General features: G+C 59.6%; 28 protein-coding genes, 1 tRNA gene and 1 pseudogene. 18 read left to right on the top strand and 12 right to left on the bottom strand.

Features of this window, described 5'->3' with window-relative positions:
- Positions 1-80 precede the first annotated feature (80 nt).
- The 5 genes from ACIGEK_RS14970 (at position 81) to ACIGEK_RS14950 (ending at position 4644) form a co-directional block, all read left to right on the top strand.
- Positions 81-416 (top strand): ribonuclease E inhibitor RraB, encoded by a 336-nt coding sequence (locus tag ACIGEK_RS14970; protein ID WP_108490342.1) that lies wholly within the window; start codon positions 81-83, stop codon positions 414-416.
- 112 nt (positions 417-528) lie between these two features.
- Positions 529-1236: a type 1 glutamine amidotransferase gene (locus ACIGEK_RS14965; protein WP_397494084.1), complete on the top strand. Its 708-nt coding sequence runs from the start codon at positions 529-531 to the stop codon at positions 1234-1236.
- A 251-nt stretch (positions 1237-1487) separates the two neighbouring features.
- Positions 1488-2897 carry a circularly permuted type 2 ATP-grasp protein gene (locus tag ACIGEK_RS14960; protein ID WP_397494083.1) on the top strand — a complete coding sequence of 470 codons (1410 nt, stop codon included), beginning with the start codon at positions 1488-1490 and terminating at the stop codon, positions 2895-2897.
- A gap of 2 nt (positions 2898-2899) precedes the next feature.
- On the top strand, positions 2900-3850 hold the full coding sequence (locus tag ACIGEK_RS14955) for an alpha-E domain-containing protein (RefSeq protein ID WP_397494082.1): 951 nt from the start codon (positions 2900-2902) through the stop codon (positions 3848-3850).
- Positions 3847-4644, top strand: coding sequence for a transglutaminase domain-containing protein (locus ACIGEK_RS14950; protein ID WP_397494081.1), 798 nt, complete (start codon positions 3847-3849; stop codon positions 4642-4644). Before ACIGEK_RS14955 ends, ACIGEK_RS14950 begins: the two co-directional genes overlap by 4 nt.
- A gap of 305 nt (positions 4645-4949) precedes the next feature.
- Here the strand turns inward: ACIGEK_RS14950 and ACIGEK_RS14945 are convergent, their stop codons facing one another.
- Positions 4950-5762: a c-type cytochrome gene (locus ACIGEK_RS14945; RefSeq protein ID WP_397494079.1), complete on the bottom strand. Its 813-nt coding sequence runs from the start codon at positions 5760-5762 to the stop codon at positions 4950-4952.
- The gene (locus ACIGEK_RS14940) at positions 5759-6118 is read right to left on the bottom strand and encodes a rhodanese-like domain-containing protein (RefSeq protein ID WP_397494078.1); all 360 of its coding nucleotides are present in this window, start codon (positions 6116-6118) and stop codon (positions 5759-5761) included. The genes ACIGEK_RS14945 and ACIGEK_RS14940 overlap by 4 nt, the downstream gene beginning before the upstream one ends.
- 672 nt (positions 6119-6790) lie before the next feature.
- On the opposite strand from ACIGEK_RS14940, the gene ACIGEK_RS14935 reads away from it, so the two are divergent.
- The 4 genes from ACIGEK_RS14935 to ACIGEK_RS14920 all read left to right on the top strand — a co-directional run bounded on the left by ACIGEK_RS14935 (position 6791) and on the right by ACIGEK_RS14920 (position 11189).
- Positions 6791-7996 (top strand): acetyl-CoA C-acetyltransferase, encoded by a 1206-nt coding sequence (locus ACIGEK_RS14935; protein ID WP_397494077.1) that lies wholly within the window; start codon positions 6791-6793, stop codon positions 7994-7996.
- A 16-nt stretch (positions 7997-8012) separates the two neighbouring features.
- On the top strand, positions 8013-10157 hold the full coding sequence (locus ACIGEK_RS14930; protein WP_397494076.1) for a 3-hydroxyacyl-CoA dehydrogenase NAD-binding domain-containing protein: 2145 nt from the start codon (positions 8013-8015) through the stop codon (positions 10155-10157).
- A 109-nt stretch (positions 10158-10266) separates the two neighbouring features.
- A complete protein-coding gene (locus ACIGEK_RS14925) occupies positions 10267-10566 on the top strand; it encodes a hypothetical protein (RefSeq protein WP_397494075.1) in 300 nt (99 codons plus the stop codon).
- Positions 10567-10790: 224 nt separating this feature from the next.
- Complete coding sequence (locus tag ACIGEK_RS14920) at positions 10791-11189, top strand: lysozyme inhibitor LprI family protein (protein ID WP_397494074.1); 399 nt, start codon at positions 10791-10793, stop codon at positions 11187-11189.
- A 13-nt stretch (positions 11190-11202) separates the two neighbouring features.
- On the opposite strand, the gene ptrC is transcribed toward ACIGEK_RS14920, so the two are convergent.
- Positions 11203-11400, bottom strand: a complete 198-nt coding sequence (gene ptrC / locus ACIGEK_RS14915) for a type III secretion system co-regulatory protein PtrC (RefSeq protein ID WP_397494072.1) — start codon at positions 11398-11400, stop codon at positions 11203-11205.
- Positions 11401-11427: 27 nt separating this feature from the next.
- A complete protein-coding gene (locus ACIGEK_RS14910) occupies positions 11428-11562 on the bottom strand; it encodes a hypothetical protein (RefSeq protein ID WP_397494071.1) in 135 nt (44 codons plus the stop codon).
- A 221-nt stretch (positions 11563-11783) separates the two neighbouring features.
- Here ACIGEK_RS14910 and ACIGEK_RS14905 point away from each other — a divergent pair, with 221 nt between their 5' ends.
- On the top strand, positions 11784-12512 hold the full coding sequence (locus ACIGEK_RS14905) for an amidotransferase (RefSeq protein ID WP_397494070.1): 729 nt from the start codon (positions 11784-11786) through the stop codon (positions 12510-12512).
- A gap of 105 nt (positions 12513-12617) precedes the next feature.
- Here ACIGEK_RS14905 and ACIGEK_RS14900 read toward each other — a convergent pair whose 3' ends face one another.
- The 6 genes and pseudogenes from ACIGEK_RS14900 to ACIGEK_RS14875 all read right to left on the bottom strand — a co-directional run bounded on the left by ACIGEK_RS14900 (position 12618) and on the right by ACIGEK_RS14875 (position 18184).
- A complete protein-coding gene (locus ACIGEK_RS14900; RefSeq protein WP_397494069.1) occupies positions 12618-13589 on the bottom strand; it encodes a magnesium and cobalt transport protein CorA in 972 nt (323 codons plus the stop codon).
- A gap of 130 nt (positions 13590-13719) precedes the next feature.
- Positions 13720-14445 (bottom strand): 1-acylglycerol-3-phosphate O-acyltransferase, encoded by a 726-nt coding sequence (locus ACIGEK_RS14895; RefSeq protein ID WP_397494068.1) that lies wholly within the window; start codon positions 14443-14445, stop codon positions 13720-13722.
- Between the two features lie 70 nt (positions 14446-14515).
- On the bottom strand, positions 14516-15376 hold the full coding sequence (locus ACIGEK_RS14890; RefSeq protein WP_397494067.1) for a substrate-binding periplasmic protein: 861 nt from the start codon (positions 15374-15376) through the stop codon (positions 14516-14518).
- Between the two features lie 62 nt (positions 15377-15438).
- On the bottom strand, positions 15439-16266 hold the full coding sequence (locus ACIGEK_RS14885; protein ID WP_397494624.1) for a methyl-accepting chemotaxis protein: 828 nt from the start codon (positions 16264-16266) through the stop codon (positions 15439-15441).
- 30 nt (positions 16267-16296) lie between these two features.
- Positions 16297-17322: pseudogene (locus ACIGEK_RS14880) on the bottom strand (cache and HAMP domain-containing protein); the annotation flags it as partial.
- Positions 17323-17494: 172 nt separating this feature from the next.
- Positions 17495-18184, bottom strand: a complete 690-nt coding sequence (locus ACIGEK_RS14875; protein WP_275963589.1) for a crotonase/enoyl-CoA hydratase family protein — start codon at positions 18182-18184, stop codon at positions 17495-17497.
- A 186-nt stretch (positions 18185-18370) separates the two neighbouring features.
- Here ACIGEK_RS14875 and ACIGEK_RS14870 point away from each other — a divergent pair, with 186 nt between their 5' ends.
- The 4 genes from ACIGEK_RS14870 to efp all read left to right on the top strand — a co-directional run bounded on the left by ACIGEK_RS14870 (position 18371) and on the right by efp (position 20640).
- Positions 18371-18598 carry a hypothetical protein gene (locus ACIGEK_RS14870; protein WP_397494066.1) on the top strand — a complete coding sequence of 76 codons (228 nt, stop codon included), beginning with the start codon at positions 18371-18373 and terminating at the stop codon, positions 18596-18598.
- 92 nt (positions 18599-18690) lie between these two features.
- Positions 18691-18780, top strand: a tRNA-Ser gene (locus ACIGEK_RS14865).
- A gap of 107 nt (positions 18781-18887) precedes the next feature.
- On the top strand, positions 18888-20021 hold the full coding sequence (earP, locus tag ACIGEK_RS14860) for an elongation factor P maturation arginine rhamnosyltransferase EarP (RefSeq protein WP_397494065.1): 1134 nt from the start codon (positions 18888-18890) through the stop codon (positions 20019-20021).
- 46 nt (positions 20022-20067) lie between these two features.
- The gene (gene efp, locus ACIGEK_RS14855) at positions 20068-20640 is read left to right on the top strand and encodes an elongation factor P (protein ID WP_397494064.1); all 573 of its coding nucleotides are present in this window, start codon (positions 20068-20070) and stop codon (positions 20638-20640) included.
- 146 nt (positions 20641-20786) lie between these two features.
- Here efp and ACIGEK_RS14850 read toward each other — a convergent pair whose 3' ends face one another.
- Positions 20787-21743: a LysR family transcriptional regulator gene (locus tag ACIGEK_RS14850; RefSeq protein WP_397494063.1), complete on the bottom strand. Its 957-nt coding sequence runs from the start codon at positions 21741-21743 to the stop codon at positions 20787-20789.
- A 106-nt stretch (positions 21744-21849) separates the two neighbouring features.
- On the opposite strand from ACIGEK_RS14850, the gene ACIGEK_RS14845 reads away from it, so the two are divergent.
- Entirely contained in the window at positions 21850-22605 is a 756-nt protein-coding gene (locus tag ACIGEK_RS14845) for a sulfite exporter TauE/SafE family protein (protein WP_397494062.1), read from the top strand.
- Here the strand turns inward: ACIGEK_RS14845 and ACIGEK_RS14840 are convergent.
- On the bottom strand, positions 22595-23449 hold the full coding sequence (locus ACIGEK_RS14840) for a LysR substrate-binding domain-containing protein (RefSeq protein WP_397494061.1): 855 nt from the start codon (positions 23447-23449) through the stop codon (positions 22595-22597). The genes ACIGEK_RS14845 and ACIGEK_RS14840 overlap by 11 nt on opposite strands.
- Before the next feature lie 97 nt (positions 23450-23546).
- Here ACIGEK_RS14840 and ACIGEK_RS14835 point away from each other — a divergent pair, with 97 nt between their 5' ends.
- Genes ACIGEK_RS14835 through ACIGEK_RS14825 form a run of 3 tightly spaced genes read left to right on the top strand, consistent with a single transcriptional unit; the run spans position 23547 to position 25166 of the window.
- A complete protein-coding gene (locus ACIGEK_RS14835) occupies positions 23547-23804 on the top strand; it encodes a DUF1127 domain-containing protein (RefSeq protein WP_397494060.1) in 258 nt (85 codons plus the stop codon).
- A 1-nt stretch (position 23805) separates the two neighbouring features.
- Positions 23806-24678 (top strand): PhzF family phenazine biosynthesis protein, encoded by an 873-nt coding sequence (locus ACIGEK_RS14830; RefSeq protein WP_397494059.1) that lies wholly within the window; start codon positions 23806-23808, stop codon positions 24676-24678.
- 17 nt (positions 24679-24695) lie between these two features.
- The gene (locus tag ACIGEK_RS14825; RefSeq protein ID WP_397494058.1) at positions 24696-25166 is read left to right on the top strand and encodes a DUF3291 domain-containing protein; all 471 of its coding nucleotides are present in this window, start codon (positions 24696-24698) and stop codon (positions 25164-25166) included.
- Positions 25167-25288: the final 122 nt, after the last annotated feature.

Below are 25288 nucleotides of genomic sequence, written 5' to 3'. Positions count from 1 at the left end.
GGTCGTTGCACTGCAGTATCGACACCTAGTTGGTTCTTTAGCGTCCTGTAAATTTGTCCATCGCCTGAGGAGGTCACTTCATGAGCACAGCCTTGCACGATGATGTCAGTAACGGGGTTTTACGGCGGATGAAGGAGGGTGGCTTCGACTTTGCCAGCTTCCATCCCATCGAGTTTTACGCCCTATTCCCGGATGAGGAGCGGGCCCGTATGGCGACCCGCAAATTTCGAGGTGAATCTTTACACGCCCTGGTGACCGAGCGTGATGACGGTGTCTGGCACCTGCAAGTCAGTAAAGTAATGTTCGCGACATACCACGGCATTGACGACTTCGAGCATGACCTGGAGTCCGTCGTGGCGCCGCTTGGCGGCAAACTGGATGGGTGGGGTGTAACCCAGGAGGTGAGACAGCCCTGAAGTCTGAGCACTGGCCAGCCATAAGCTGGCCAGTGTCATTTCTACATCGCCAACTCACTCCCCAACCAATCGCCCCTCGACCCCAGCCTGCGCTTTGCTTCAGACTTGGCGCATGACCGACATTCTGATTCTGACCCATATTGACTACTGCCCACCGGCCCACCTGGGCAAGGTGCTGGAGCAGGCTGGCCACTCATTTACTGTGCTGCGCGCTGACCTCGGCGAGCTGCACGGCATCGACCTCGACCGGCCCAAGGCCGTTGCCATCATGGGTGGGCCGATGAGTGTGAATGATCCGCTGCCCTGGCTACAGACCGAAGTGGCCGCGCTGCAGCATTTTATCCGCCGCGATATCCCGCTTATCGGCCATTGTTTAGGCGGTCAGTTGCTGGCCAAGGCTCTGGGCGCGGAAATTACCCGCATGCCCTATACCGAAAGCGGCTGGCAGCCGCTGAGCCGTCTTGATCAGGCTGCACCTAGCCCTTGGCTGCAACACCTGCCCGAGCAGTTCCCGATCTTTCAGTGGCATGGCGACAGCTTTGCTATTCCCGCTGGTGCACAGCCGTTGCTCAGCAGCCCCTGGTGCAGCAATCAAGCGTTTGCTTGGGGCGACAAAGTGTTGGCGCTGCAAGGCCACCCGGAAATGGACGAAGCCCTGGTGCGCCAGTGGCTCGGTGACTGGCATCACCTGCTTGATGAAACCCAGCCCAGCCAGCAGAGCAGGGCACAGATGCTCGACGAACTACCGGCCAAGGTCGCCGAGCTAAACCGTGTGGCCGAAGGCTTCTACCGCCACTGGTTGCAACTGGCCGGACTCTGATACCCGGGTAGGGTGGATGACGCTTTACCCATCCACCTGTGGCTGCCTTGTGCTAGATAAAAAGAGCGTTATCCACCCTACGGATTGGCCGCCTTAAAATGGCGCGCCCTGCGACTTGGCTGTCACGATTACGCCCCGGCGTGGTGCGCTGCGCGCCTCTCTAATGCTCAAGTTACTGATTTAAAAGATTTTTGTTGTATGGCGCGGGCCTTGCAAAGCTGTCTCCATGTCCGGGTGACAAGGAGTACGGCATGGCCCGCACCTTTTATGATGAGATGTACGACGCGAGTGGCGCTGTCCGCCCGCACTACCAGGCATTCGCCCGGTGGTTGGCAGATACACCCGAGGAACTGCTGGCGCAGCGCCGCCGCGAGGCCGATCTGCTGTTTCACCGCGCCGGTATCACCTTTACCCTGTATGGCGATGATCAGGGTACCGAACGGCTGATCCCGTTTGACATCATTCCCCGCAGCATCCCCGCCAGCGAATGGCGCATCGTCGAACGTGGCTGTATTCAACGCGTGCAGGCGCTGAACATGTTCCTCGCCGACCTCTATCACGACCAACGCATTATCAAGGCTGGCATCGTGCCCGCCGAGCAGGTGCTGGCCAACGAGGGCTATCAGATCGCCATGCAGGGCCTCAACCTGCACCGCGACCTCTACGCCCACATCGCCGGGGTTGACCTGGTGCGTGACGGCGACGGCAGCTACTACGTGCTGGAAGACAACCTGCGCACCCCCAGCGGCGTCAGCTACATGCTCGAAGACCGCAAGATGATGATGCGCTTGTTCCCCGAGCTGTTCGCCGCCCAGCGCGTGGCGCCGATCGATCACTACCCGAACCTGCTGCTCGATACGTTGAAATCTTCCAGTCCACTGGATAACCCCAACGTCGTGGTGCTGACGCCAGGGCGCTTCAACAGCGCTTATTTCGAGCACGCCTTCCTCTCCCGTGAAATGGGCGTGGAACTGGTCGAAGGCGCGGACCTGTTTGTGCGTGACGACAAGTTGTTTATGCGCACCACCGCTGGGGCCAAGCAGGTGGACGTGGTCTACCGTCGCCTCGACGACGCCTTCCTCGACCCGCTGGCCTTCAACCCGGACTCCATGCTCGGCGTGCCTGGTCTGCTGGCCTGCTACCGCAGCGGCAACGTGGTGCTGGCCAACGCTATTGGCACCGGGGTGGCGGACGACAAATCGATCTACCCCTATGTTGACGACATGATTCGCTTCTACCTGAGCGAAGAGCCGATCCTGAAGAACGTGCCAACCTTCCAGTGCCGCAAACCGGCTGAGCTGTCCCACGTGCTGGCCAATCTTGAACATCTGGTGGTCAAGGAAACCCAGGGCTCCGGTGGCTACGGCATGCTGGTTGGTCCAGCAGCCACCAAGGCCGAAATCGAAGACTTCCGCGCGCGCTTGATTGCCCGTCCGGAGGCCTATATCGCCCAGCCAACCCTGTGCCTGTCGACCTGCCCGACCTTTGTTGAGCGCGGCATTGCACCGCGGCATATCGACCTGAGGCCCTTCGTGCTTTCCGGCAAAGAAACGCGCATCGTTCCAGGCGGTCTCACTCGTGTTGCACTGCGCGAAGGCTCGCTGGTGGTCAACTCGTCCCAAGGTGGCGGTACCAAAGACACCTGGGTGGTGGAGGACTAATCATGCTTTCAAGAACTGCCTCTGATCTGTACTGGATGTCGCGCTACCTAGAGCGCGCGGAAAATCTTGCGCGCATGCTCGATGTCAGCTATTCGCTGTCGCTGATGCCGCAGGACGGCCGTGGCGATGGCCTGGAAGAATTGGCCCTGCCACTGCTGATTACCGGCACCCTGGATGATTACCTGGAGCGCCACGGCCCGCTACATGCCGAGCGCATGCTGCACTTCTTCGCCCTCGATGCGACCAATCCTGCAAGCATCTACTGCTGCCTGCAGGCCGCGCGCAGCAACGCCCACGCGGTGCGTGGACGCATCACCGCCGACATGTGGGAGAACATCAACGCCACCTGGCTGGAAATTCGTGGCATCGCCGAGCAGGGCTTGGGCAGATATGGCATCAGCCGCTTCTGTGAGTGGGTCAAGGAGCGCTCGCACCTGTTTCGTGGCGCCACCTTCGGCACCATCATGCGCGGCGACCCGTACCGCTTTATCCGTCTGGGTACCTTTATCGAACGGGCCGACAACACCCTGCGCCTAATCGATGCACGCTATGAAATGCTCGGCGAAGACATCGACGAAGTCGACGGCCGCCCGGCCCGCAGCTACTACCAGTGGACCGCACTGCTGCGCGCACTCTCCTCATTTGAGGCGTTTGCCGAGATCTACCGTGGCTCGCCCGGCACGCGCAAAGTCTCCGAGTTGCTGCTACTACGTGCCGACGTGCCGCGCTCACTGCGTGCCTGTATGGACGAACTCAACCTGATGCTCGCCAGCCTGCCCGGCGACAACGGACGCCCGGCCCAACGCCTGGCCGCCGAACTGGAAGCGCGGCTGCGCTACACCAGCATTGAAGAAGTGCTCGACGAGGGCCTGCACGCCTGGCTCACCGATTTCATCCTACTGGTGCGCCAGTTAGGCCAAGCCATCCAAAGTTCCTACCTGGAGGTCGCATGAGACTGTCAATCAGCCACGACACCACCTATCGCTATGAAGATCAGGTGCGTAACAGCATTCAGTACCTGCGCATGACCCCGCACGACAGCGAGCGCCAGCAGGTACTCAGCTGGCAGCTGACCCTACCGCGCCCGGTGCGCGCGCAGCTCGACCCCTACGGCAATATTTTGCACGTGCTGACCATGGACGAGCCGCACGAATCCATCGTCATCGGCGCGCGTGGCCAGGTGGAGATCGACGAGGCGCGTGAAGCTGAGCACGAAAGTCAGTCGGCCTTACCGTTCCTGCGCTTTACCCGCCTGACCGAAGCTGACGAAGCCCTGCGCGAGTTCGCCAAGCTGCAAAGCAAGAACCGCCAGGACCGCAATGGTCTGATCGACCTGATGCACGCCCTGAATGCGCATATCAGCTATGTGCCAGGCACCACCGCCGTGGAAACCAGCGCGGCTGAAGCCTTCGCTGGCGGCAAGGGCGTCTGCCAGGACCACGCTCATGCTTTTCTCGCTTGCGCCCGCAGCCTGGGCATTCCGGCGCGGTATGTTTCAGGCTATCTGTTCACCGACAGCGAAGACCATCTGGCCAGCCACGCCTGGGCCGAAGCCTGGCTGGATGACGCCTGGTACAGCTTTGACGTGACCAACTGTCTGGCCAAACCGGAGCGGCATTTGAAGTTGGCCGTGGGCCTGGACTATCTGGATGCCTGCCCGGTACGCGGCATGCGCCGGGGCGGCGGCATTGAGCAGATGCATGCACAGGTAGAGGTTGCCCCGCTGGTGCGGGTGCAACAGCAGTAGAGGCGTTGCGCTGGCTTCGTTGGATGGGTTAGTGATTGTGCAACTCGGAGTTTGAGCGCCATGTAACCCACCAAGCGGTTGCTACCGATACCTTGTCGCGGCTGCTGACGCTTTTAGTCCGTAGGATGGGTTGAGCGACGCGATACCCATGCTGCACGGCAATTTGATGGGTATCGCGTTGCTCAACCTGCGCGGCCCGACCCATCCTACGAGCTGGCGGGCTCTGCGAAACCTGTAGGAGCGGGGGCGTCTAGTTAATGGCCGCGATGATTTGTATTCACCTCGATTCGCGGGCAAGCCCGCTCCTACAAAGGCTGCACTTTGCGCCCCGCCATGTGCCGTAAATACTCAACCAAATCCTCCAACTCCTTGTCACTCAACACCTCAACCGCAAATCCCGGCATCTTGCCTTGCGGCCAACGGCGCAAGCTTTGCGGGTCGCGGATATAGCGGGTGAGAAAGTCACCGCTGAAATACTCGGTCGGGTTGTGCGGAATATTCAGGTCCGGGCCGAATTGCGAGTCGCCTGCGCCATTCAGGCGATGGCAGGCCATGCAGTTCTTCTGGTACTGGGCAAAACCAGCCTGCACCGCCGGGCTGGCGTCTGCCGCGGGCAGTAATTGTGGGAAGCGCTGTGCCACGGGGGCCAGTTTGCGGATGCTGGCCAGCTGGAAGGGCCATTGCTCGGGGCCGATCTGGCTGGCGGCTGGGTTTTGCCATACGAGGTAGAACGGCCCGGCGCTGGGTTTGCCGTTGCCCAGGGCGGGCCAGGGCTCTGCTGGGTCTTCGATGGCCAGCCAGGCCTTACTGCCGGTCTGGCTTAGCGCGGGGGCGGCGGAGAGTTCGGCGGCAAAGCCGTCGCTGGCGACCAGTTGCAGGTGATCGCCCGTTTGCACGCCTTCCAGCAGCGCGGCCAACGGCACGGCGCGGTAGTGCATGTTGCGTTTGTAGCTGACGTCGTCGCTGATCTCGACATTTTGCGCCTGCGGGTGGGTGAGCAATTGGGCACTGCTCAGGCGCTGGCTGCCGTTGCCCAGTTCCAGCGTCAGCTCGGCGGCGTGCAGGTGGGTGAAGGGTAAGAGGACGAGCAGGGCGGTGCAGAGGGTGCGTTTGTTCAATCCTGCGACTCCAGGGCGAGTTTCAAGTCGTCATAGCCGCCGGCGTTGATCAGGTTGCTGTAACCCATGGCGCGCAGGCTTTCTTCGGCGATGCTGGAGCGACGGCCGCTGCGGCAATACAGGACGATGGGGGTGTCTTTGTCCGGGGCGATCGCGCTGATACGGCTGGCGATCTGCTCAAAGTCGATTTGCTCGGCACCGGGCAAAGCGCCGGCTGCGAACTCTTCGGCGGTGCGGACATCGACCAACACACTGTCTGGTGACTGCAAGGCAGTGACGGCGGCGTTGAGTTCAGCTTCACCGGCCATGAGTGGCAGGCTGATCAGTAAACCAAGTGTGGTAATTAGGCGGCGCATGGCAGGCTCCTAGGGATGATTGAAATTACCCTAGCACAGCCGTCGGCAGTCGAGCGTTCGTGGTTTTTTCCTGCCGCTGCCGGCGCACTCCACGGTGGCAGGCAGGGCAGGGCAGCGGAGGTTTAGCTGACCAAGCGGGTCAGGTTGGGAAGGATCAGGATAACGGTGGTGGCAAAAACGATCATGCCTGCTTGGCGCATCTTCACGGGATTGAACATGGCGGTTGGCCTTGTTGTTTTTTGCGGCGGGTAGTCGCTGACCTGCTAACTGCGCAGATGTGACGCCTCGCCTCATGTTGATCACTCAAGCCGTCCCGGCAAAACCCGGCGACGACGCCTACAACAGCCGCCTGCATGCTATTTACAGATGGCTTGATTCAACTGTAGGAGCGTGCAGTGGCCGGCTATAGACGCCTTGATTACTAAGGCGTGTGGGTTAGTTGCTGGTGGTTATGAAAACAGGCCTGCCGCAAGCACTCGAGCCTTGAGCTAGACGCTGATTTACCCCTTCGCCCAGCGATTGACCGTTGGTCTGAGCTGAGCGGTCAATGGGCCTGAGCACTTCGGTCATTGAGACTGTTCCGCTGCGGCGTATGGTAGGCGCACTCAACAAAAACAGGCGTGGGCCCCACCTGCGCCATCAGCCACCCTCCATTGGAGGTCTGAGGACGCCATGACCGAAGCATTTATTTTCGATGCGGTGCGCACGCCCCGCGGCAAGGGTAAGAAGGACGGCGCGCTTTACAGCGTTAAGTCTGTAGACCTGATCGCTGGCCTGCTCAAGGCGCTACAAGCGCGCAATAACCTCGATACCAGTCAGGTCGACGACATCGTGCTCGGCTGCGTGACGCCGGTGGGTGATCAGGGTGCAGACATCGCCAAAACGGCGGCCATGGTCGCCGATTGGGATGTCAGTGTGTCGGGCGTGCAGCTCAACCGTTTCTGCGCTTCGGGCCTGGAAGCGGTGAACCTCGGCGCGATGAAGGTGCGTTCCGGTTTTGAGGACTTGGTGGTGGTCGGCGGCGTCGAGTCGATGTCGCGTATTCCCATGGGCTCCGATGGCGGCGCCTGGGTAATGGACCCGGCGACCAATATGCACACCCACTTCACCCCGCAGGGTATTGGCGCCGATCTGATCGCCACCCTGGAAGGCTTCAGCCGCACTGACGTCGACAGCTTTGCTCTGCGCTCGCAGCAGAAGGCCGCCCGCGCCAGCAAGGACGGTTCGTTCAACAAGTCGCTGATTCCGGTGGCCGACCAGAACGGCATTGTCCTGCTCGATCACGACGAATTTATCCGTGGTGAATCCACCCTTGAGGGCCTGGGCAAACTCAAGCCGAGCTTCGAGATGATGGGCCAGATGGGCTTCGACAGCACCGCGCTGCGCGTTTACAGCCATGTTGAACAGATCAACCACGTACATACGCCGGGCAACAGTTCGGGCATCGTCGATGGCTCGGCCTTGATGTTGATTGGCTCCGAAGCCAAGGGCCGCGAGCTGGGTCTCAAGCCGCGTGCGCGCATCGTCGCCACTGCGGTGACCAGTACCGATCCGACCATCATGCTCACCGGCCCTGCGCCGGCCACCCGCAAAGCGCTGGCCAAGGCCGGGCTGAATATCGCCGATATCGACCTGTTCGAAGTCAACGAAGCGTTCGCTTCGGTGGTGATGAAGTTTATGAAGGACATGGGCGTTGCTGAGGACAAGGTCAACGTCAACGGCGGCTCCATCGCCATGGGTCACCCGCTAGGTGCGACCGGTTGCGCCATCCTCGGCACCCTGGTCGACGAGTTGGAGAAGCGCCAGCTGCGCTATGGCCTGGCGACATTGTGCGTAGGCGGCGGTATGGGCATTGCCACGATTATTGAAAGAGTTTGAGGCGGAGATAAGAAAAATGACTGACGCCATCCGTTACGAAAAAGGCCAGGACAATATCGTTGTTCTGACCATGGACATGCCTGGCCAAAGCGCCAACACCATGAACGCGGTCTACCGCGAGGCTATGGGTGCCACCGTTGCGCGCCTGGAAGCTGAGAAAGATTCCATCGCTGGGGTGATTGTTACCTCTGCGAAGAAGACCTTCTTCGCCGGCGGCGACCTTGGGGAGCTGATCAAAGTCACCAAGGCTGACGCGCAAGCCTTCTACGGCATGATCCTCAACATCAAAGGCCAACTGCGCCGCCTGGAAACCTTCGGCAAGCCGGTTGTTGCGGCCATCAATGGCGCGGCTCTTGGCGGTGGATGGGAAATTGCCTTGGCTTGCCATCATCGTATCGCCCTGGACAACTCCAACGTGCAACTGGGCCTGCCGGAAGTGACCCTTGGCCTGCTGCCGGGCGGTGGTGGGGTGGTGCGCATGGTGCGCCTGCTTGGCCTGGAAAAAGCCCTGCCGTATCTGGCCGAAGGTAAGAAGGTTCGTCCGGATGCCGCGCTTAAGGCTGGCTTGATCCACGAACTGGCCTCCGACAAAGATGACTTGCTGGCCAAGGCCCGTGCCTGGATCGCGGCTAACCCGGCGCCGAAGCAGCCGTGGGATGTCGCCGGCTACAAGATCCCTGGTGGCACGCCGTCGAGCCCGAACGTGGCACAGATGCTGGCCATCGCGCCGAGCGTATTGCGCGACAAGACCAAGGGCTGCTTCCCGGCTCCGGAGAAAATCATGTGCGCTGCCGTTGAGGGGGCACAAGTCGACTTCGACACCGCGCAGATTATTGAGGCGCGCTACTTCACTGAGCTGACCACCGGCCAGGTGGCGAAGAACATGATTGGCACCTTCTGGTTCCAGCTCAATGAAATCAACGCTGGCGGCTCGCGCCCGCAAGGTTTCGAGCCCTACGTGACCAAGAAGGTCGGTGTACTCGGTGCCGGCATGATGGGCGCCGGTATTGCCTATGTATCGGCGGTCGCCGGTATTGATGTAGTGCTCAAGGACATCTCCATCGAGGCCGCTGAGAAGGGAAAGGACTACTCGGCCAAGCTGCTGGAGAAGAAAGTTGGCCGTGGCCAGATGAGCGCCGAGAAGCGCGATGGCATCCTGGCGCGGATCAAACCTACCGTCAGTGACGCTGACTTTGAAGGCTGCGACCTGATCATCGAAGCCGTGTTTGAGGACCGTGACCTCAAGGCCAACGTCACTGCTGCGGCTGAGCGTTCTGCCTTGTCTGACGCGGTAATCGCCTCTAACACCTCGACCTTGCCGATTACCGGCCTGGCCACGGCGGTGCAGAAGCAGGACAAGTTTATCGGCCTGCATTTCTTCAGTCCGGTAGACAAGATGCCGCTGGTGGAAATCATCAAGGGCGAGCAAACCAGTGACGAGACCCTGGCGCGCGGCTTCGATTACGTCATGCAGATCAAGAAGACCCCGATCGTGGTCAACGACAGCCGCGGCTTCTTCACTTCGCGCGTGTTCGGCACCTTCACCAATGAAGGCCTGGCCATGCTGGGCGAAGGCGTGAGTGCGGCGCTGATCGAGAACGAAGCGCGCAAGGCTGGTATGCCAGTCGGCCCGCTGGCAATCAGCGATGAAGTGTCGATGAGCCTGATGAACCACATCCGTCAGCAAACCATCAAGGATCTGGCGGATGAAGGTAAGCAGATTCCTGCACATCCGGCCTTTGCGGTGATCGACATGATGCTCAACGAGTACAAGCGCCCGGGTAAGGCCGCTGGTGCAGGCTTCTACGACTACCCGGCGGGCGGCAAGAAGCATTTGTGGCCTGAGCTGAAGGCGCGCTTTGAAAAAGCTGATGCGCAGATTTCACAAGAAGACGTACGTGATCGCATCCTGTTTATCCAGGCCATCGAAACCGTCCGTTGCGTAGAAGAGGGTGTGTTGAAGTCGGTTGCCGACGCCAATATCGGTTCGATCTTCGGTATCGGTTTTGCCGCCTGGACCGGCGGTGCGTTGCAGTTTATCAACCAGTATGAGGTGAAGGACTTCGTCGCCCGCGCCCAGTATCTGGCTGAGCAATACGGCGAGCGCTTCCTACCGCCAGCGCTGTTGTTGGAAAAAGCGGCGAAGAACGAGCTCTTCTAAGCACTATCTGCGGCACATCGAAGCCAGCTCTATGAGCTGGCTTTTTTATTTCGGTTGATGGCCGGTTGCCGTTGGCTTGTTTAGGCTGTGGCTTTTTCGGGAGCTAAACATGAAGCAGGGACTAACCGGCGTATTGCTGATGACATTGTTCGGTACTGCGCAGGCTGCTGATGAGCGCGTGTATCTGGTGGCTCTAGCGAACCTAGGGGGCTCAAACTTGGCACAGGTGGTGTTTCTCCATGAGCCCGAGATTACTCGGCTTGAGGTCTGCGAAGAGGCTCGATTGAAAGGCATACGTGAGCGCGACTGGGCGCGTTATCACCATATCTTTATGAGCCACCGCATGAAGGGTTATACCGTGCAGTTGCAGTATCGCTGTGTGGTCAGCGAGCAATCCATCGACTCCTAGTATGACAAGGCCAGGTACGACTACGCCTACTTGGTAGAAGTTGACGCGACTGCTCGCATGCTTCTACGTCAAATAACCAGCTTGGCGCAATGCACTAGCACCCTGCAAAGTATGGCGCAGGCTCAGCGTCAGCAGTCCTATTGCGCTAAAGCCAACCAGAAACTGCTGGCTGTGCAGTAGCATGGTCAAGTGAGAATCAGGTTTATACGATCAAGGAGCGTTGTATGCAGAGTCTGAAAGTTTTCGCTTTTGCGCTGGCTGGCTTTTGTGCTGCCCCCTCTTGGGCGGATGACTGCGCCAATGCCATGGATCAGTTCACTCTAAACCAATGTGCGGCGGCGGATTACGCCAGTCAGGACAAGCGCCTAAACCAGCTCTACAGCGATTACCGCAAGCGTCTGGAGGGTGAGCAGAAACAGCAGCTCAAGGACGTGCAGCTGGCGTGGATCAAGTATCGTGATCTGGCCTGTGCATTTGAATCGGGCGCGGTGGAAGGCGGTTCGGCTTATCCGATGGTGATGAACGGTTGTTTGAGCGCAAAAACTTCGGCACGCGCCGATGAGCTGGAACAGTTGAGCGCCTGTGAAGAGGGCGACCTGAGCTGTCCGGCGCGCGCTCCGTAATACGCTCTATCATTCAGCACGCCTGGCGGCCGCACACCAGTTGTTGAATGGCCTGACGCTCGCTCAGGTGAGTGGGCATGCGCAGGGTAGTCAAGGTGCCGTCGCTGAGCTGGATGGCCAGCTCAGACTCGAAGTGGATGCCACTGCCGTCGACAGTGGCATAGGTCACGCCATAGACGTTCTGATTGCTCAGCGATTGGGCCGTACTCATGGCCTTTTCCTCGTGCTAATGGCGCAGTTATTTAGCGGCGTTCTGGTCGGCTTTGAGTTGTGCGGCTTGCACTTTCTCGGCTTGGCGCTGGCTACTCGCGCTGTGGTTGCTGGTGAATGCCGATGCGGCAAGCAGGCTGGCGATGGCAGAAAAACTGGTCATGGTGATGTCCTCTGGTTAGTGGGGCGCAGTGCCCGATGGCCAGATCATCTGCGCCTGCAGGCAATCTCAGAAGTGAATGACGGTTATGGTGACTATCGAGGACGCTGATGGGTCCCGGGTAATTGGTCGGGTTTAGCCCACAGCTATTGCCTTGCAGCCTGTCAGCAGGCACGCTTGCGCGCTGGCAAATCAACCCTCCTGCGCCCTAGGTAACCGCCCATATGCCGCTGCAGATCTGCATCCTGGAAACCGATGTTCTTCGCCCTGAATTGGTCGACCAATACGACAGTTATGGCCGTATGTTCGAGCAATTGTTCGCCCGCCAGCCGATTGCTGCCGAGTTCAAGGTGTACAACGTGATGGAGGGGCATTACCCGCCGGACAGCGAGCGCTACGATGCTTATCTGGTGACGGGAAGCAAGGCAGATTCCTTTGGAAGCGACGCCTGGATCCAGACGCTGAAAACCTACTTGCTGGAACGCTACAGTCACGGCGACAAGCTACTGGGCGTGTGCTTTGGTCATCAGCTGCTGGCCTTGCTGCTGGGCGGTAAGGCCGAGCGCGCCGTGCAGGGCTGGGGTGTGGGTATCCATCAGTACCGCATGGCGAGCAAACCAACCTGGATGAGCCCCGATCTGGAAGACCTGACCCTGCTGATCAGTCATCAGGACCAGGTCACCAAACTGCCGGATAACGCCACTTTGCTCGCAAGCAGTGAGTTCTGTCCGATTGCCTCGTACTGCATCGGTGATCAGGTGCTGTGCTTCCAGGGCCACCCCGAGTTTGTGCATGACTATTCGCGCGCGCTGCTCGACCTGCGCCAGCAGCATATCGGTGAGCCGGCCTACTCCAAGGGTATCGACAGCCTGCAGCACGATCATCAAGGCCATACCGTTGCCGAATGGATGATGCGCTTTGTCGCTCAGGGCCGTGCAGGCCTGACCGAGTAACACGCAGCTGTACGAAAAAGCCCGGTCAGTGACCGGGCTTTTTTATGGCGTACCATCCATGGCCGCCACTTTGCTGGCGGCCGCTACGCGACGTTCAAAATCGCTCTATAGCCAGCCGGACCGCTTGAAGCTGACGTAGAGCCCGATACATCCGGTGGTAATGACCCCGAGTACAGCGAAATAGCCGTACTGCCAGGTAAGTTCTGGCATGTTCTGAAAATTCATCCCGTAGATCCCGGCCACCGCCGTGGGGAAGGCCAGGATTGCTGCCCAGGCGGCGAACTTGCGCTGGGTAACGCTTTGCCGTGAAGACTCCAGCAGCAGGCCGATTTCGATGGCGTGGTCGGCCATCTCGCGCAGTGCGGTGAGGTCTTCTAGCAGGCGGTTGACGTGGATCGCCACGTCGCGAAAGTAGGGGCGCATGTTCTTGTCGATAAACGGAAAGTCGAGGCGCTGCAGTTCTTGGCAGATTTCCGCCAGCGGCCCGATGTAGCGGCGTAGACGCAGCAGGTCACGGCGCAGCCCCTGGATGCGCTCGACATCGGCCTGGCTCAGCGGATTTTTCAGCACGTGCTGTTCCACCTCCTCAAGCTCGACATGGTAGTTGTCCATCAGCGGGCGGTAGTTCTCGATCACGAAGCTGAGCAGGGCGTAGAGCACGAAATCTTCGCCGTGCTCAAGCAGCAGCGGGCGCGCCTCGCAGCGTTGGCGCACTTGGGAGTAGGGCGCGGATTCGCCGTAACGGGCGCTGATGATGTAGCCACTGCCGGCGAACAGTTGGGTTTCGACAAAGGTCAGCTCGTTGTTGAGCAGGATGGGCGAGTAGAGCACTAGAAACAGCGCATCGCCGAAAGTTTCCAGCTTGGGCCGGGTGTGCCGCTGCAGGGCATCCTCCAGCGCCAGTTCATGCAGGTCGAATTGTTGCTGCAGGCTGATCAGCTCCTCGGCGCAGGGATCATGCAGGCCGATCCAGACGAAATGCCCCGGTTTCTTCGACCACGGCTTGCCTTCGTCGAGGCTGATGTTGGTGATTTTCTTGCCCTTGCTGTAAACGGCGGCAGCAACAACGCGACCCATAATGCTTCTCTTATTGGCGGTGAACTCAGCACGCAGCTTAGCGGCTTGCTCGCTGCCAGTGGGTGATGATGGGCACTGCAGGCAAGAAAAGCCCAGCATGTGGCTGGGCTTTACAGGCGTGCGTGATGTATCAGGTGTTCTGGCTGAGCTGTTGATCCATGGCATCAATGCACTGCTGCATCTGCGTGCGGCAAGTCTCGATCAGCTGCGGCAGGTCATCCTGGCTCAGGCCGGCGGTGGGGATGGCTGGCAGTGAGCGAATCATAATCTCGCCGCTGTTCCAGCGATTCAGTTGCAGATGGTTGACGTAAGTGCTGGCGCACACAGGGATGATCGGCACGCCTGCAGCAATCGCCATCTGGAACGCGCCTTTTTTGAACGGCAACAGGCCTTTGCCCAAGTTGCGCGTGCCTTCGGCGAATACCCAGATCGACGTGTCCTTGTGCTTGAGCGTTTCAGTGGTGGTGAGCATGGCCTGCTTGGCGCGCACGGCATTGCCACGATCAAGCAATACGTTGCCAGCCAGCCAGTACAACTGGCCAAAGAACGGCACCCACTTAAGGCTCTTTTTACCGATGCTCACGGTACGCTTGGGCACCACGCGGCCGAGAATGTAGAGGTCATAGTTGGACTGGTGGTTGGCGATGATCACGCATGAGCGCTGATGGTCGAGCAGCGGCTGTACGTCGGTCTTCAGCTTCCAGCGCAGCAGCCACTGTGCCGGGATGCTGTAGATGCGTGCGCAAAGGCGGCTGTTGTCCGGGTTAAACGGGCGGCAGATGCCTAGCAGCAGGCCCAGGATGCCGGCGAGGATAAAGTGCACGCCCATCGCCAGCATGCGCAGAAGAAAAAGCATTTGGTACGCCCGTCATAGGAAAAAGGCGCGCAGTGTACGGGCGTGCACTGCTTTCGGCAATTGATGCTGATCAGAGGTCGTTACCGCTTGTTGCGTCCTCGCTAGAGCCGTTGCCGGTGGAGGGTAACAGGTCAATCGAGCTGTAATGCTGGGCCAGGCGGGTGATGCTGCCATCCTGCTCAAGGGCTAGCAGTGCTTGATCCAGTTGCTGCATAAAGTCCTGCTTGTAGGGGTAGGCCTGTTCATTGATGCGGGTATAGCCCAGGTGACCGTGCTCGCTGGACAACTTTGGCCCTTCAACCAGCCAGTTCAGCCCGTTGCTGACAAACAGGCCTTCGCTGCGCATTTGCTGCAGCTCCCAGAGAATTGATAGGCGATCATTGATATACACATCGATGCGCTTGCGCCTGAGCTGCAGCAGGTTGGTGCGGTTGTCCGTGGCATAGCTCTGTTTGACCTCGCCCGCCGCGAGCATGGTCTTGTAACTCGGCGCGGCGATGATATTGAAGCCTCGGTTGAGGCCGATGCGTAGGCCGGCGTAGGCACCTGGGAAGTCCTCTATGGCGCGTTGCTGAGCCAGTTCGGTACGCACAAAGGCCACTACGCTTTCTTCCAGAATCGGCCGTGAGTAATCCATCCACGGGCGTTCCACGGGGCGGTGGTAGGGCGGGAACAGGGCAAAGGCGGTGCCTTTTTCCAGTGCCGCCAGCCCGCGTGGCCAAGGCACCGGGCGGATGCTGACACGATAGTCCGGCATGCGCGCGAAGGCCGCCCGCAGGATGTCGCTATATAGGCCTTTGGCTTCGCCGTTTTCGGCGTAGCTGTAGGGCGGATAACTGGCGTCACATAGCACCGTAACACTGATGGGCGTTTGCGCTTGGGCGATGCCATGCATTGCCAGGCACAGTAGCCACGCTACGAGTATGCGCATGCCCAATCTCCTTATCGGTTGGCGCAGGCTGCACGCGCAGGTGCAGCCAGGTGTATGGGAACTCAGACCTTGAAACGGCCGAGCAGGTGATCCTGCTGGCCGACCTGTTCGACCATTACAGCGCACTGGCGCACCTGCTCCTCGGCGCCGGCGGCCACCTCATGGCTGATGTCGCGGATATTGGTGGTGTTGCGGTTGATCTTCTCGGTGGTGGCGCTCTGCTGCTCGGCGGCGGTGGCGATTTGCAGGTTCATGTCGTTGATCCTAGTGATGGCATCGCTGATGCGCCCGAGCATGTCGTTGGCCGCGCCCGCTTCTTCGGCGGTCTTGCTGGCGGTGTCACGGCTCTGCTGCATGCGCGATTCTGCCTGCTTCACTCCGGATTGCAGCTGGTCGATCATCTGGCGGATTTCCTGGGTCGACTGCTGCGTGCGTGAAGCCAGTGAGCGTACCTCATCGGCAACCACGGCAAAGCCGCGGCCGGACTCCCCGGCGCGCGCGGCTTCGATGGCGGCGTTGAGGGCGAGCAGGTTGGTCTGGTCGGCAATGCTGGTGATCACCGAGAGGATCGACTCGATGTTGTGGCTTAGTTTGGCCAGCTCATTGATCGCATGGCTGGTTTCGTCCATTTCCTCGGCCAAGTGCTTGATTGCCTCCGTGGAGCGCGAAACCACGCGCACGCCATTCTCGGTTTCCTGATTGGCTGCCAGTGCGGCCTGCGCCGCAGCCTGTGCATTGCGCGCAACTTCTTCGGCGGTGGAGGCCATTTCCTGCATGGCCGTGGCGAGCTGATCAAGCTCCTGCAGCTGTTGCTGTAGGCGGTTGGCCGCCTGATTGGCCTCGCTGGAGGTCAGGGTGGTGCTTTCGCGCACCTGCCTGGAACTGCCCATCACCTCGCTGATCAGGCTCTGCAGGCTTTGCAGGAAACTGTTGAACTCTTTGGAGACCAGGGCAATTTCATCGTTGCCGGTGGCAGGTAGGCGGCGGGTCAGGTCGCCTTCGCCGCTGTTCACCTCATGCAGGGAGTTGTGCAGGTGGTCGAGGGGCTTGAGCAGGCTGTTCATCAGCACGCCGAGTACGATCAGGCTGATGATCACCCCCAGCACGGTGCCGATTACTGCGCGCCAGCTCAGGGCATTGGCTTCGGCCATGACGATGCTCTTGTCCAGCACCACGCCGATATACCAGTCCATGCCTTTGAGATTGGGCAGTGGGGTGAAGGACACCAGCAGGTCATTGTCGCCGCCGCTGGTTTCCTGCAACTCTTTGTTCAGCGCTGGGCTTTGGCCGCCGAACAACTCGCTGTAGCTCTTGCCGTTCAACTCGGTATTGGGATGGGAAATAATATTGCCGTTGCGCGTCAGCAAGAAGGCGTAGCCGGCGCCGTTGAAATCCAAGGTGTTGACCGCATCCGCCACGGTTTTCAGGCGGATATCACCACCCAGCACACCGAGGAATTCGCCTGCATTAGTGATACGCGCGACTGCCGAAATCAGGATTTCTCCGGTGGTTGAGTCCACGTAGGGCTCGGTGAGCACGGCCTGTTTGCCGGCTTTACCAGTGGCATACCAGGGGCGCTGGCGACCGTCCCACTCAGGTGCAGGTTTCCACTCGTCGCTGTTTTTGATTGGTTTTCCATCACTTTGCAGGGCGCCGAACACCAGAATGAACTCGTTCTTCAGCATTGGCGTATTGACGATGCGCTGGGTTTCTTCGGGGCTGTAGTTGCTGTCGATGCTTTGCGCCATCAGGTCCATCAGCTTGAGTTTGGCGTTGAGCCAGTTTTCGATCTGCCGCGCTAGTGCGTTACTCGACTCTGCGATGCTCGCGGCCACCTGGTTGCGAAGGGTTTCGCGAACCTGGCTGACTTGCGCCAGTGACAACAGGCTGGTGGTGAGGAAGAGCACGATGGCCGCAGCCAAGCCAACCTTATGGGCAATCTTCATAACACGCTCCCGACAGCAATTTCGAATAGTTCGGTGAGTGCCTCTGCTCCCTGGCCTTACCTGTTAAAAGTAATACACCCTGGTCAGATTGCTTGCGGGTTTGCCACTGTTTTGCCATTAAATGCAAAAAGCCCGGCACTTGGCCGGGCTTTGCGGGGTTGCTGGGTGAGCTTTACACCATGTGCTTCTTGTCCAGCTCGACTGCCAGGTCGAGGGCTTCGAGCAGCGCCTTGCGTACTTTCAGCTTGGTGTTTTTGTGCGCGGTCATGTTGATCTTCTTCATCTGCTGGGCAACCGCCAGGGCCGTGGCGTGCAGTTGCTCGGCCGGCACCACCTTGTCGAGGAAGCCAGCATCTACCGCACCTTGCGGATCAAACATCTCACCGTTGATCACCGAACGGTGGAAGGCCGATTTGCGCAGGCGATCACGGGCCAGTTCAATGCCGGCGTGGTGCATGGTCATGCCGATTTGTACTTCATTGAGGCCGATGCTGAACGGGCCTTCAACGCCGATGCGGTAGTCCGACGAGAGCAGAATAAAGGCGCCCTTGGCCACCGCGTGGCCCGGGCAGGCGACGATAATCGGGAAGGGGTGGGCGAGCATGCGCCGCGCTAGGGTGGAGCCGGAGGCAACCAGGTCGATGGCATTCTGCGGGCCGGAGGTCATCACCTTGAGGTCGTAACCACCGGAGAGAATGCCCGGCTGGCCGGTGATGATAACGATGGCCTTGTCCTGCACGGCGCGATCCAGAGCTGCGTTGAAGGCAGTGATCACGTCCGGGGAGATGGCATTCACCTTGCCATTACACAGGGTCAGGGTGGCAATGCCATCGTCGAGTTGGTAGCTGATCAGGTCGCTCATGGTCGGGTTCCTTGTGCTGAAGTGCAGCAGACGTTACTCATCCGCATCGGCCAGGTAAAGCACGATGGCTGACTGGCTGGTCAGTGGTGGTGGGCGATTTGGGCTATGGCGGCGATCAAGATCGCCAATTGGGCGGCACGGCTTGCTCGCACTTACCGTCGCCACTTTATTTAAGGAGTGATCGACATGCCTGGCGTTATCAGACTTATCAGTTGTTGGCGCGCAGCATTAGCTTTGCTGCTGTTAGCCAGCATGCTCTGGCTGGCGAGTGACGAACACAGCCGAAATCCTGCTGGTGTGCTCGGATTGTTCGGCTTTGGCCTGTTTATCTCTCTGGGCTTCATCCTGTTCGGTCAGCAGCGATTCGAGCCGAGTACGGCCAATCCCTCGGTCGAAGACCAGCATTTGGTATAAGCGCATGAATTTTTTGAAAAAAGCTTTTGCCTTTGCCAGGGTGTTCGGCTAGATTAGCGCGCCTCGACAGACAGCAATGACCGTCGAGCCCCGGTGAAGTGTCCGAGTGGCTTAAGGAGCACGCCTGGAAAGTGTGTATACGAGAAATCGTATCGAGAGTTCGAATCTCTCCTTCACCGCCATATTGATTGACGAAAAAGCCCGACCATGTGTCGGGCTTTTTCGTTTCTGACGTTTGCTGACCGCTCTGTCGCCTTTAATGTGGGCGCAGCACATAACGGAGCTGCGCATGCGCGCCACCTGGGACATTTTCTGCAGCGTTGTCGATAACTACGGCGATATCGGGGTGACCTGGCGGTTGGCGCGGCAGCTGGTGGCCGAACATGGGCTGGCGGTGCGGCTGTGGGTGGATGATCTAGCCGCGTTTGTGCGTTTGTGTCCGCAGGCTGACGCTCAGGCGCAGCGGCAAATCCAGCAGGGCGTTGAGGTCTGTTTATGGCGTGCTGATTGGCAGGCCGTCGAGCCGGCGGATGTGGTGATTGAGGCGTTTGCCTGTGAGTTGCCGGCTGCTTATATCGCGGCGATGGCTGCGCGTCAGCAGAAAGTGCTCTGGCTTAATCTGGAGTACCTCAGCGCCGAGGAGTGGGTTGAGGGCTGCCACGGCTTGCCTTCACTGCAGTCCAATGGCTTGTCGAAGTTCTTTTTCTTCCCCGGGTTTACTGCAGGCAGCGGCGGCTTATTGCGCGAGCGTGAACTACTGACACAACGCAGGGCGTTTCAGGCCGATAGCGGCGCCCGCGATGTGTTTTTGCGCAGCATTGGCGTCACGCCGTTGCCTGGGGCGAGGTTGATCTCTCTGTTTGCCTATGAGAACGCTGCGCTGGCCAGTTGGCTGGATGTGTTGGCTGCTGATGCGCAAGCCAGCCAGTTACTCGTGCCGGAAGGGCGCATTCTGGCGGATCTGCAGGCTTGGCTCGGCTGCACAGATATGCGCGCTGGTGATGTGCAGCAGCGGGGGCAGCTGCATATCCAAGTGTTGCCTTTTATCCAGCAGGATCAGTATGACCGGCTGCTGTGGAGTTGCGACTTCAATGCGGTGCGCGGGGAGGATTCCTTCGTGCGTGCGCAATGGGCCGGGCGGCCGCTGCTCTGGCATATCTATGAGCAGGCGGATAACGCCCACCTGGAAAAGCTCGAAGCCTTTTTGACGCTATATAAAGAAGGATTACCAGTAAGCGCGCAGATTGCCTTGGTTGATTTATGGCGCGCCTGGAATACCGGTGAGGCGGTCGCTGATAGCTGGAAACAACTGCTGCACAGCTGGCCTGAGCAGTGCAAGCACGCTGAGCATTGGTGTCTGCAACGGGCCTCTCAGGCCGATCTTGCCGAGGCGCTGGTGCTGTTTTACCTAAATTGGCTATGATACGCGGCCAAGAATTCTGTAATTCCATCCAAACCCGGATATTCGTATGAAAACCGCACAAGAAATGAAGCCCAACAGTGTGGCCCTGATCGACGGCCAACCTTGGCTGATCCAGAAGGCCGAATTCACCAAATCCGGTCGTAACAGCGCCATCGTTAAAATGAAGTTGAAGAACCTGCTGAGCGGCTCCTCGACTGAAACCGTGTACAAAGCCGACGACAAAATGGAGCCGGTGATCCTCGATCGCGTAGATGTGACCTATTCGTACTACAGCGAGCCGAACTACGTCTTTATGGACGAAGAGTTCAACCAGTACGAGCTGAATAAAGACGACCTGGAAAGCGTAATGCCGTACATCGTCGATGGCATGACCGACGTCTGCGAAGCCGTCTTCTTCGAAGGCAAAGTGGTTTCGGTTGACCTGCCGACTACCATCGTTCGCCAGATCACTTACACCGAAGGTTCCGCCCGTGGCGACACTTCCGGCAAAGTGATGAAGCCAGCCAAGCTGAGCAACGGTACCGAGATCAAAGTCGCTGACTTCTGCAACATCGACGACTGGATCGAAATCGACACCCGTACCGGCGAGTACAAATCCCGCGCTAAAGCTCCGGTCTAAGACCTGCTTTAACGGCGAGAAGAAAAAGCCCGACCTTGAGTCGGGCTTTTTTATGGCCAGCGATCCGTGGCGGCCACCCTTCGGGTCGTTGTCGCGCGCCGTTAAAACATGATTTCCGATCATTTTTTCTGCTGCTATTGCAGTCTTTAACTGCGTTGTAAGCCGCTTTGCAGCGCCAGGTCCCAGGGCGCTACAGGGCCAAAGCGGGCTTTGAGGAACTCCAGCAACAAGCGGCTTCGTGAATCGGTTTCCCGCTCCAGGCGCAGGGCGTAGATGCCGCTGGGCTCGGGGGCAGGCAGGCCGTTTTCGCAGAAAAGTGGCAACAGTTCGCCGCGCAGCAGGTAGTCGCTGATCAGCCAGGTTGGCAGGTGGGCAATGCCCAGGCCGGCGAGGGCACTGAACAGCAGCGCTTCGGCGTTGTTTGCGGTCATGCGCAGGCGCTTGGGGCGGCATAACTGCAGTTTGCCGTCCTGTTCGAAGCGCCAGGCATAGGGCGGGGCTAGGCTGTCCCAGTCGAGGCCGTCATGCTCCAGCAGCTCGCTTGGGCTTCGCGGTACGCCGCGGCGGGCCAGGTAATCGGGGCTAGCGCAGACGACCCGGACCATCGGTGATAGCGCGGTGGCGACCAGGCGTGTGTCGGCGAGCGGCCCGATGCGCAGCACCAGATCGACTTCCCCCAGGTGGGTGCCATGCAGGTCGACGAAGCTATCGATCAGGCGCAGCTGCACATCCAATCCTGGATAGGCGACCAGGAACTCGGCAATGGCCGGTGCTAGATGGCGACGGCCGAAGGGCGCGGGGGCGTCGATGCGGATCAACCCCTCCGGCGCGCTGCTTAGCGACACCGCTTCGGCACGGGCCAGGTGCAGCTCGGCGAGAATGCGCCGTGCTCGCTCGGCAAAGGCCAGGCCGGCGGACGTCGCGCGCACGGCATGCGTACTGCGGCTAAATAGGTTGCTGCCCAGCGAGCGTTCCAGTGCATCGATGCGCCTAGCCACTGCTGAGGGCGTCAGTGGGTGACGGCGGGCCGCAGCGGAAAAACTGCCGGTTTCCAGCACATCGAGAAACAGGCTGAGCTGGTCGGTCAGGCTATCGGGGTTCATGGTTAGGTCCTGCTGTGCGTTAAGTGCATAGCCATTTTGCGTTGCTGTGCGTTTCGCGGCTAGTGGCGAGTAGCTAGGCTGTGCGGCATCACTTTGGAGCCCGCTGATGACCTTGCTCGACTTTGCCTTGAACCTCCTGCTCGGGCTTGCCCTCGGCACCCTAGGGGGCCTGTTTGGAATTGGCGGTGGCTTGATCGCCATCCCGGCGCTGGGTGTGTTGTTTGGCCTGGATCAGCAACTGGCTCAAGGTACGGCGCTGGTGATGGTAGTGCCCAATGTGCTGTTGGCGTTGTGGCGCTATCACCAGCGCAACCGCATCGACTGGCGCCATGCCATGGCGTTGGCAGTAACCAGTCTGCTGTTTGCCGTGCTCGGTGCTGATTGGGCGGTGACCCTGGATGCGGATCGTATGCGCCTGGGTTTCGTGGTCTTTCTGCTGCTGCTAGCGGCTTACAACCTTTCGCGGCTGTTGAGCAAGTCGGCCATCCTCTCGGTAGGGATGCGCTACCCCTGGCCCTGGCTGACCCTGCTCGGCAGCGGCGCTGGTTTGCTCGGCGGGTTGTTCGGCGTAGGCGGTGCAGTGCTGGCGACACCAGTGCTGACCACGGTTTTCGGTACCAGTCAGGTGGTCGCGCAGGGGCTGTCGCTTGCCCTGGCAGCGCCGAGTACGGCAGTCACCCTAGCAACCTACGCCGCGCATGATCACGTCGATTGGCTGCTGGGCGCCCCTTTAGCGTTGGGCGGTTTGCTGAGCATCAGCTGGGGAGTGAGGTTCGCCCATGCGTTGCCTGAAAGGGTATTGCGTGGTCTGTTTGCCGGCTTTCTGCTGCTCTGCGCGGTATTGCTCGGGCTTAAAGTCTAAAGCCATCGACGATTTGTTCGGCCAGGGTTTCAGTGACCTGGGTTTGCGTGTTGCTGTTGCGCAGAAGCACGATGCTGGCGGAGGGCAGGGCCGGCATGCCTTCCGCTTCGCCAATAATCTTCAAGTCTGGAGTGATCAGGCTGTGCAGCTGGGCGGTAATCGCCAGACCGGCGCTGACCGCAGCCATGATCGCTGACAGGCTGGGGCTCGTGTAGGCAATGCGGAAGTTACGCCCCAGGGCATCAAGACCATTACTGGCCCATGAGCGGCAGAAACATTGCGAGTTGAACATTGCCAGAGGCAGGGTCTCCAGCTCATGCAGATTGGCGTCGCGGGCCTGCGCCCAGACCAGATGTTCCTGACGAAGCAGTTGGCCGATCTCGGTACCTGGCTCGCGGGTGACAATGGTCAGGTCAAGATCCTGGCGTTGCAGTAACTGGAAGGACGGTTCGCAGTGCAGCTCTACCTGCACCAGCGGATAGGACTGGGCGAAGCGCACCAGAATGCCCTGCATAAACCGCATCACGTAGTCGTCCGGCGTGCCGATGCGCACGGTGCCGACCATATGTGGCTCGCGCATGCTGTTCATCACCTCGGCATGCAACTTGAGAATGCGCCGGGCATAGCTCAGCAATAGCTGCCCCTCGGCGGTGAGGCTGAACTGGCGGCCACCGCGCACAAACAACGGGCGCTGTATCACGTCTTCTTCCAAGCGCTTCATCTGCATGCTGACGGCTGACTGGGTGCGGTTGACCACATCCGCTGCGCGGGTAAAGCCACCGTGATCGGCAATCGCTACAAAGGTACGTAGCAGTTCGCTGTCGAGGCTCGGGTAACTGGCCATACATCAATCTCTGAGATGCTTTACATAAGAAACATTCGTTGGATTGATCATAAGCCCAGCGCGAGACTGTCGCCAACCCCACAAGGAGGGCGACGAGATGAAAGGTCAAAAAGGTTATCTACTAGTAGCGACAGCACCTCGGCATCTGAGCCTGAGCGCATTGCTCCGCAAGCTTGGACAACAGCTCAAACGCTGGTATGAATTGGTCGAACAACGCCAGCGCTTGGCTTCGCTCGACGAGGTGGCGCTTAAGGATCTTGGCTTGAGCCGGGCCGACGTGATGCAGGAATCCGAGCGGCCATTCTGGGATGATCCGCTGGCGCATACATTGAAAAACCACCAACAGGGATGCTGATATGCAGGTGCGGATAGTCAATGCCTTTGTCGATGGCGAGCAGGGCGGCAATCCTGCCGGTGTGGTCTTGCAGGCTGATGCGCTGAGTGCTGCGCAGAAGCAGGCGATAGCCGCGCAGGTGGGGCTGTCGGAGACCGCCTTTGTATCCTCTTCGCAAAGCGCGGCGTTCAAGTTGGAGTTTTTCACGCCAACTCGGCAGATTGCTCATTGCGGCCACGCCACGGTGGCTACTTTTTCCTTGTTGCGTCAGTTGGGGCTGGTCAGCGAAGGCTGGAGCAGCAAGGAAACCATAGACGGTAACCGCGATATCTTGCTGCGGGGCGATATGGCTTTTATGGAGCAGCGCCAGCCGCAGTACCTGGATCTGCGCAGTGAGCCAGAGGCCCTTGCCGAAGTGCTCGCCGCCTTGGGCATAACGCCTGAGCAATTGCTTCCCGGCTTGTGGCCAACGCGGGTAAATACCGGTGCGTCCTTCGTCATAGTGCCGTTGCGCAATGAGGCCAACGTGGCCGCTATTGTTCCTGATCAGGCTGAATTGGCGCGTCTCAGCGAGCAGTTCGAGCTGATTGGTTTCTATGTGTTTTCCCAGCAGACCCGCCAGCCTGGGCGGGATGCCGGGGCGCGGATGTTTGCGCCGCGCTATGGCATTGATGAGGAGTCCGCCACCGGCATGGCGGCGGGACCGTTGGCATGCTTTCTCCACGATCACCTGGGTGTGGCCGGCCCGAGTCTGCTGATTGAGCAGGGTTATCTGATGCAGTTGCCATCGGCGAGTGTGATTACCGTCGACCTGCAATTGGCCGAGGGCCGCATAGAGCGCCTGCTGGCTGGCGGAAAGGCGCAAGTAATCAGTGAACTGACCCTAGAACTGTAACTGCACAAGGAATGAGCATGTCCCGCTACCAACTCGCGCAATTGAATATTGCCAGCATGAAGCAACCGCTGGAGTCTCCAGGCATGGCGGATTTCGTCGCCAATCTGGAGCGCATCAACGCCCTGGCCGAAGCTTCGCCGGGCTATATCTGGCGCTTGCAGGACGAGGCGGGCGATGCCACGGCGTTTCGCCCGTTTGGCGATGATGTGCTGGTGAATCTGTCGGTATGGCGCCATGTGCCGGCGCTCAGTGATTACGTCTACAAGTCCGCCCATACCGAGATGCTCAAGCGTCGCCAGGAGTGGTTCAGCAAGGTCGAAGCAGCGCATATGGTGCTGTGGTGGGTGCCGGCGGGGCATCGGCCATCGGTGCAGGAGGCTGCCGAGCGCTTGGCGTTGTTGCGTGAGCAGGGCGCCAGCGCCGAGGCGTTCAGTTTTCGTCAGGCGTTTGCGGCGCCGGATACGCACGTGGTTGAGCCTGCCGAGTAGCGGTAAATCATGGTTTGCTGCGGCTCTGTTTGAGGCGTGGGCGAGGCGGGCGGATCACCGGAGCGGCAAGCGTGCGGCGCATCCGCTACAATGCGCGCCGAATTTGTCTTGCCCGAGAGCCC

It is taken from the genome of Pseudomonas sp. NPDC079086, assembly GCF_044542155.1.
In the GTDB taxonomy this organism is placed as follows: domain Bacteria; phylum Pseudomonadota; class Gammaproteobacteria; order Pseudomonadales; family Pseudomonadaceae; genus Aquipseudomonas.
This window is presented reverse-complemented; position numbering and strand designations above follow the sequence as displayed.

Bases quoted from the DNA above. Each gene is read 5' to 3' on its own strand.
- ACIGEK_RS14970 (WP_108490342.1), top strand. From the start codon at position 81: ATGAGCACAGCCTTGCACGATGATGTCAGTAACGGGGTTTTACGGCGG.
- ACIGEK_RS14965 (WP_397494084.1), top strand. From the start codon at position 529: ATGACCGACATTCTGATTCTGACCCATATTGACTACTGCCCACCGGCC.
- ACIGEK_RS14960 (WP_397494083.1), top strand. From the start codon at position 1,488: ATGGCCCGCACCTTTTATGATGAGATGTACGACGCGAGTGGCGCTGTC.
- ACIGEK_RS14955 (WP_397494082.1), top strand. From the start codon at position 2,900: ATGCTTTCAAGAACTGCCTCTGATCTGTACTGGATGTCGCGCTACCTA.
- ACIGEK_RS14950 (WP_397494081.1), top strand. From the start codon at position 3,847: ATGAGACTGTCAATCAGCCACGACACCACCTATCGCTATGAAGATCAG.
- ACIGEK_RS14940 (WP_397494078.1), bottom strand. From the start codon at position 6,118: ATGCGCCGCCTAATTACCACACTTGGTTTACTGATCAGCCTGCCACTC.
- ACIGEK_RS14935 (WP_397494077.1), top strand. From the start codon at position 6,791: ATGACCGAAGCATTTATTTTCGATGCGGTGCGCACGCCCCGCGGCAAG.
- ACIGEK_RS14930 (WP_397494076.1), top strand. From the start codon at position 8,013: ATGACTGACGCCATCCGTTACGAAAAAGGCCAGGACAATATCGTTGTT.
- ACIGEK_RS14925 (WP_397494075.1), top strand. From the start codon at position 10,267: ATGAAGCAGGGACTAACCGGCGTATTGCTGATGACATTGTTCGGTACT.
- ACIGEK_RS14920 (WP_397494074.1), top strand. From the start codon at position 10,791: ATGCAGAGTCTGAAAGTTTTCGCTTTTGCGCTGGCTGGCTTTTGTGCT.
- ptrC (WP_397494072.1), bottom strand. From the start codon at position 11,400: ATGAGTACGGCCCAATCGCTGAGCAATCAGAACGTCTATGGCGTGACC.
- ACIGEK_RS14910 (WP_397494071.1), bottom strand. From the start codon at position 11,562: ATGACCAGTTTTTCTGCCATCGCCAGCCTGCTTGCCGCATCGGCATTC.
- ACIGEK_RS14905 (WP_397494070.1), top strand. From the start codon at position 11,784: ATGCCGCTGCAGATCTGCATCCTGGAAACCGATGTTCTTCGCCCTGAA.
- ACIGEK_RS14900 (WP_397494069.1), bottom strand. From the start codon at position 13,589: ATGGGTCGCGTTGTTGCTGCCGCCGTTTACAGCAAGGGCAAGAAAATC.
- ACIGEK_RS14895 (WP_397494068.1), bottom strand. From the start codon at position 14,445: ATGCTTTTTCTTCTGCGCATGCTGGCGATGGGCGTGCACTTTATCCTC.
- ACIGEK_RS14890 (WP_397494067.1), bottom strand. From the start codon at position 15,376: ATGCGCATACTCGTAGCGTGGCTACTGTGCCTGGCAATGCATGGCATC.
- ACIGEK_RS14885 (WP_397494624.1), bottom strand. From the start codon at position 16,266: ATGGGCAGTTCCAGGCAGGTGCGCGAAAGCACCACCCTGACCTCCAGC.
- ACIGEK_RS14875 (WP_275963589.1), bottom strand. From the start codon at position 18,184: ATGAGCGACCTGATCAGCTACCAACTCGACGATGGCATTGCCACCCTG.
- ACIGEK_RS14870 (WP_397494066.1), top strand. From the start codon at position 18,371: ATGCCTGGCGTTATCAGACTTATCAGTTGTTGGCGCGCAGCATTAGCT.
- earP (WP_397494065.1), top strand. From the start codon at position 18,888: ATGCGCGCCACCTGGGACATTTTCTGCAGCGTTGTCGATAACTACGGC.
- efp (WP_397494064.1), top strand. From the start codon at position 20,068: ATGAAAACCGCACAAGAAATGAAGCCCAACAGTGTGGCCCTGATCGAC.
- ACIGEK_RS14850 (WP_397494063.1), bottom strand. From the start codon at position 21,743: ATGAACCCCGATAGCCTGACCGACCAGCTCAGCCTGTTTCTCGATGTG.
- ACIGEK_RS14845 (WP_397494062.1), top strand. From the start codon at position 21,850: ATGACCTTGCTCGACTTTGCCTTGAACCTCCTGCTCGGGCTTGCCCTC.
- ACIGEK_RS14840 (WP_397494061.1), bottom strand. From the start codon at position 23,449: ATGGCCAGTTACCCGAGCCTCGACAGCGAACTGCTACGTACCTTTGTA.
- ACIGEK_RS14835 (WP_397494060.1), top strand. From the start codon at position 23,547: ATGAAAGGTCAAAAAGGTTATCTACTAGTAGCGACAGCACCTCGGCAT.
- ACIGEK_RS14830 (WP_397494059.1), top strand. From the start codon at position 23,806: ATGCAGGTGCGGATAGTCAATGCCTTTGTCGATGGCGAGCAGGGCGGC.
- ACIGEK_RS14825 (WP_397494058.1), top strand. From the start codon at position 24,696: ATGTCCCGCTACCAACTCGCGCAATTGAATATTGCCAGCATGAAGCAA.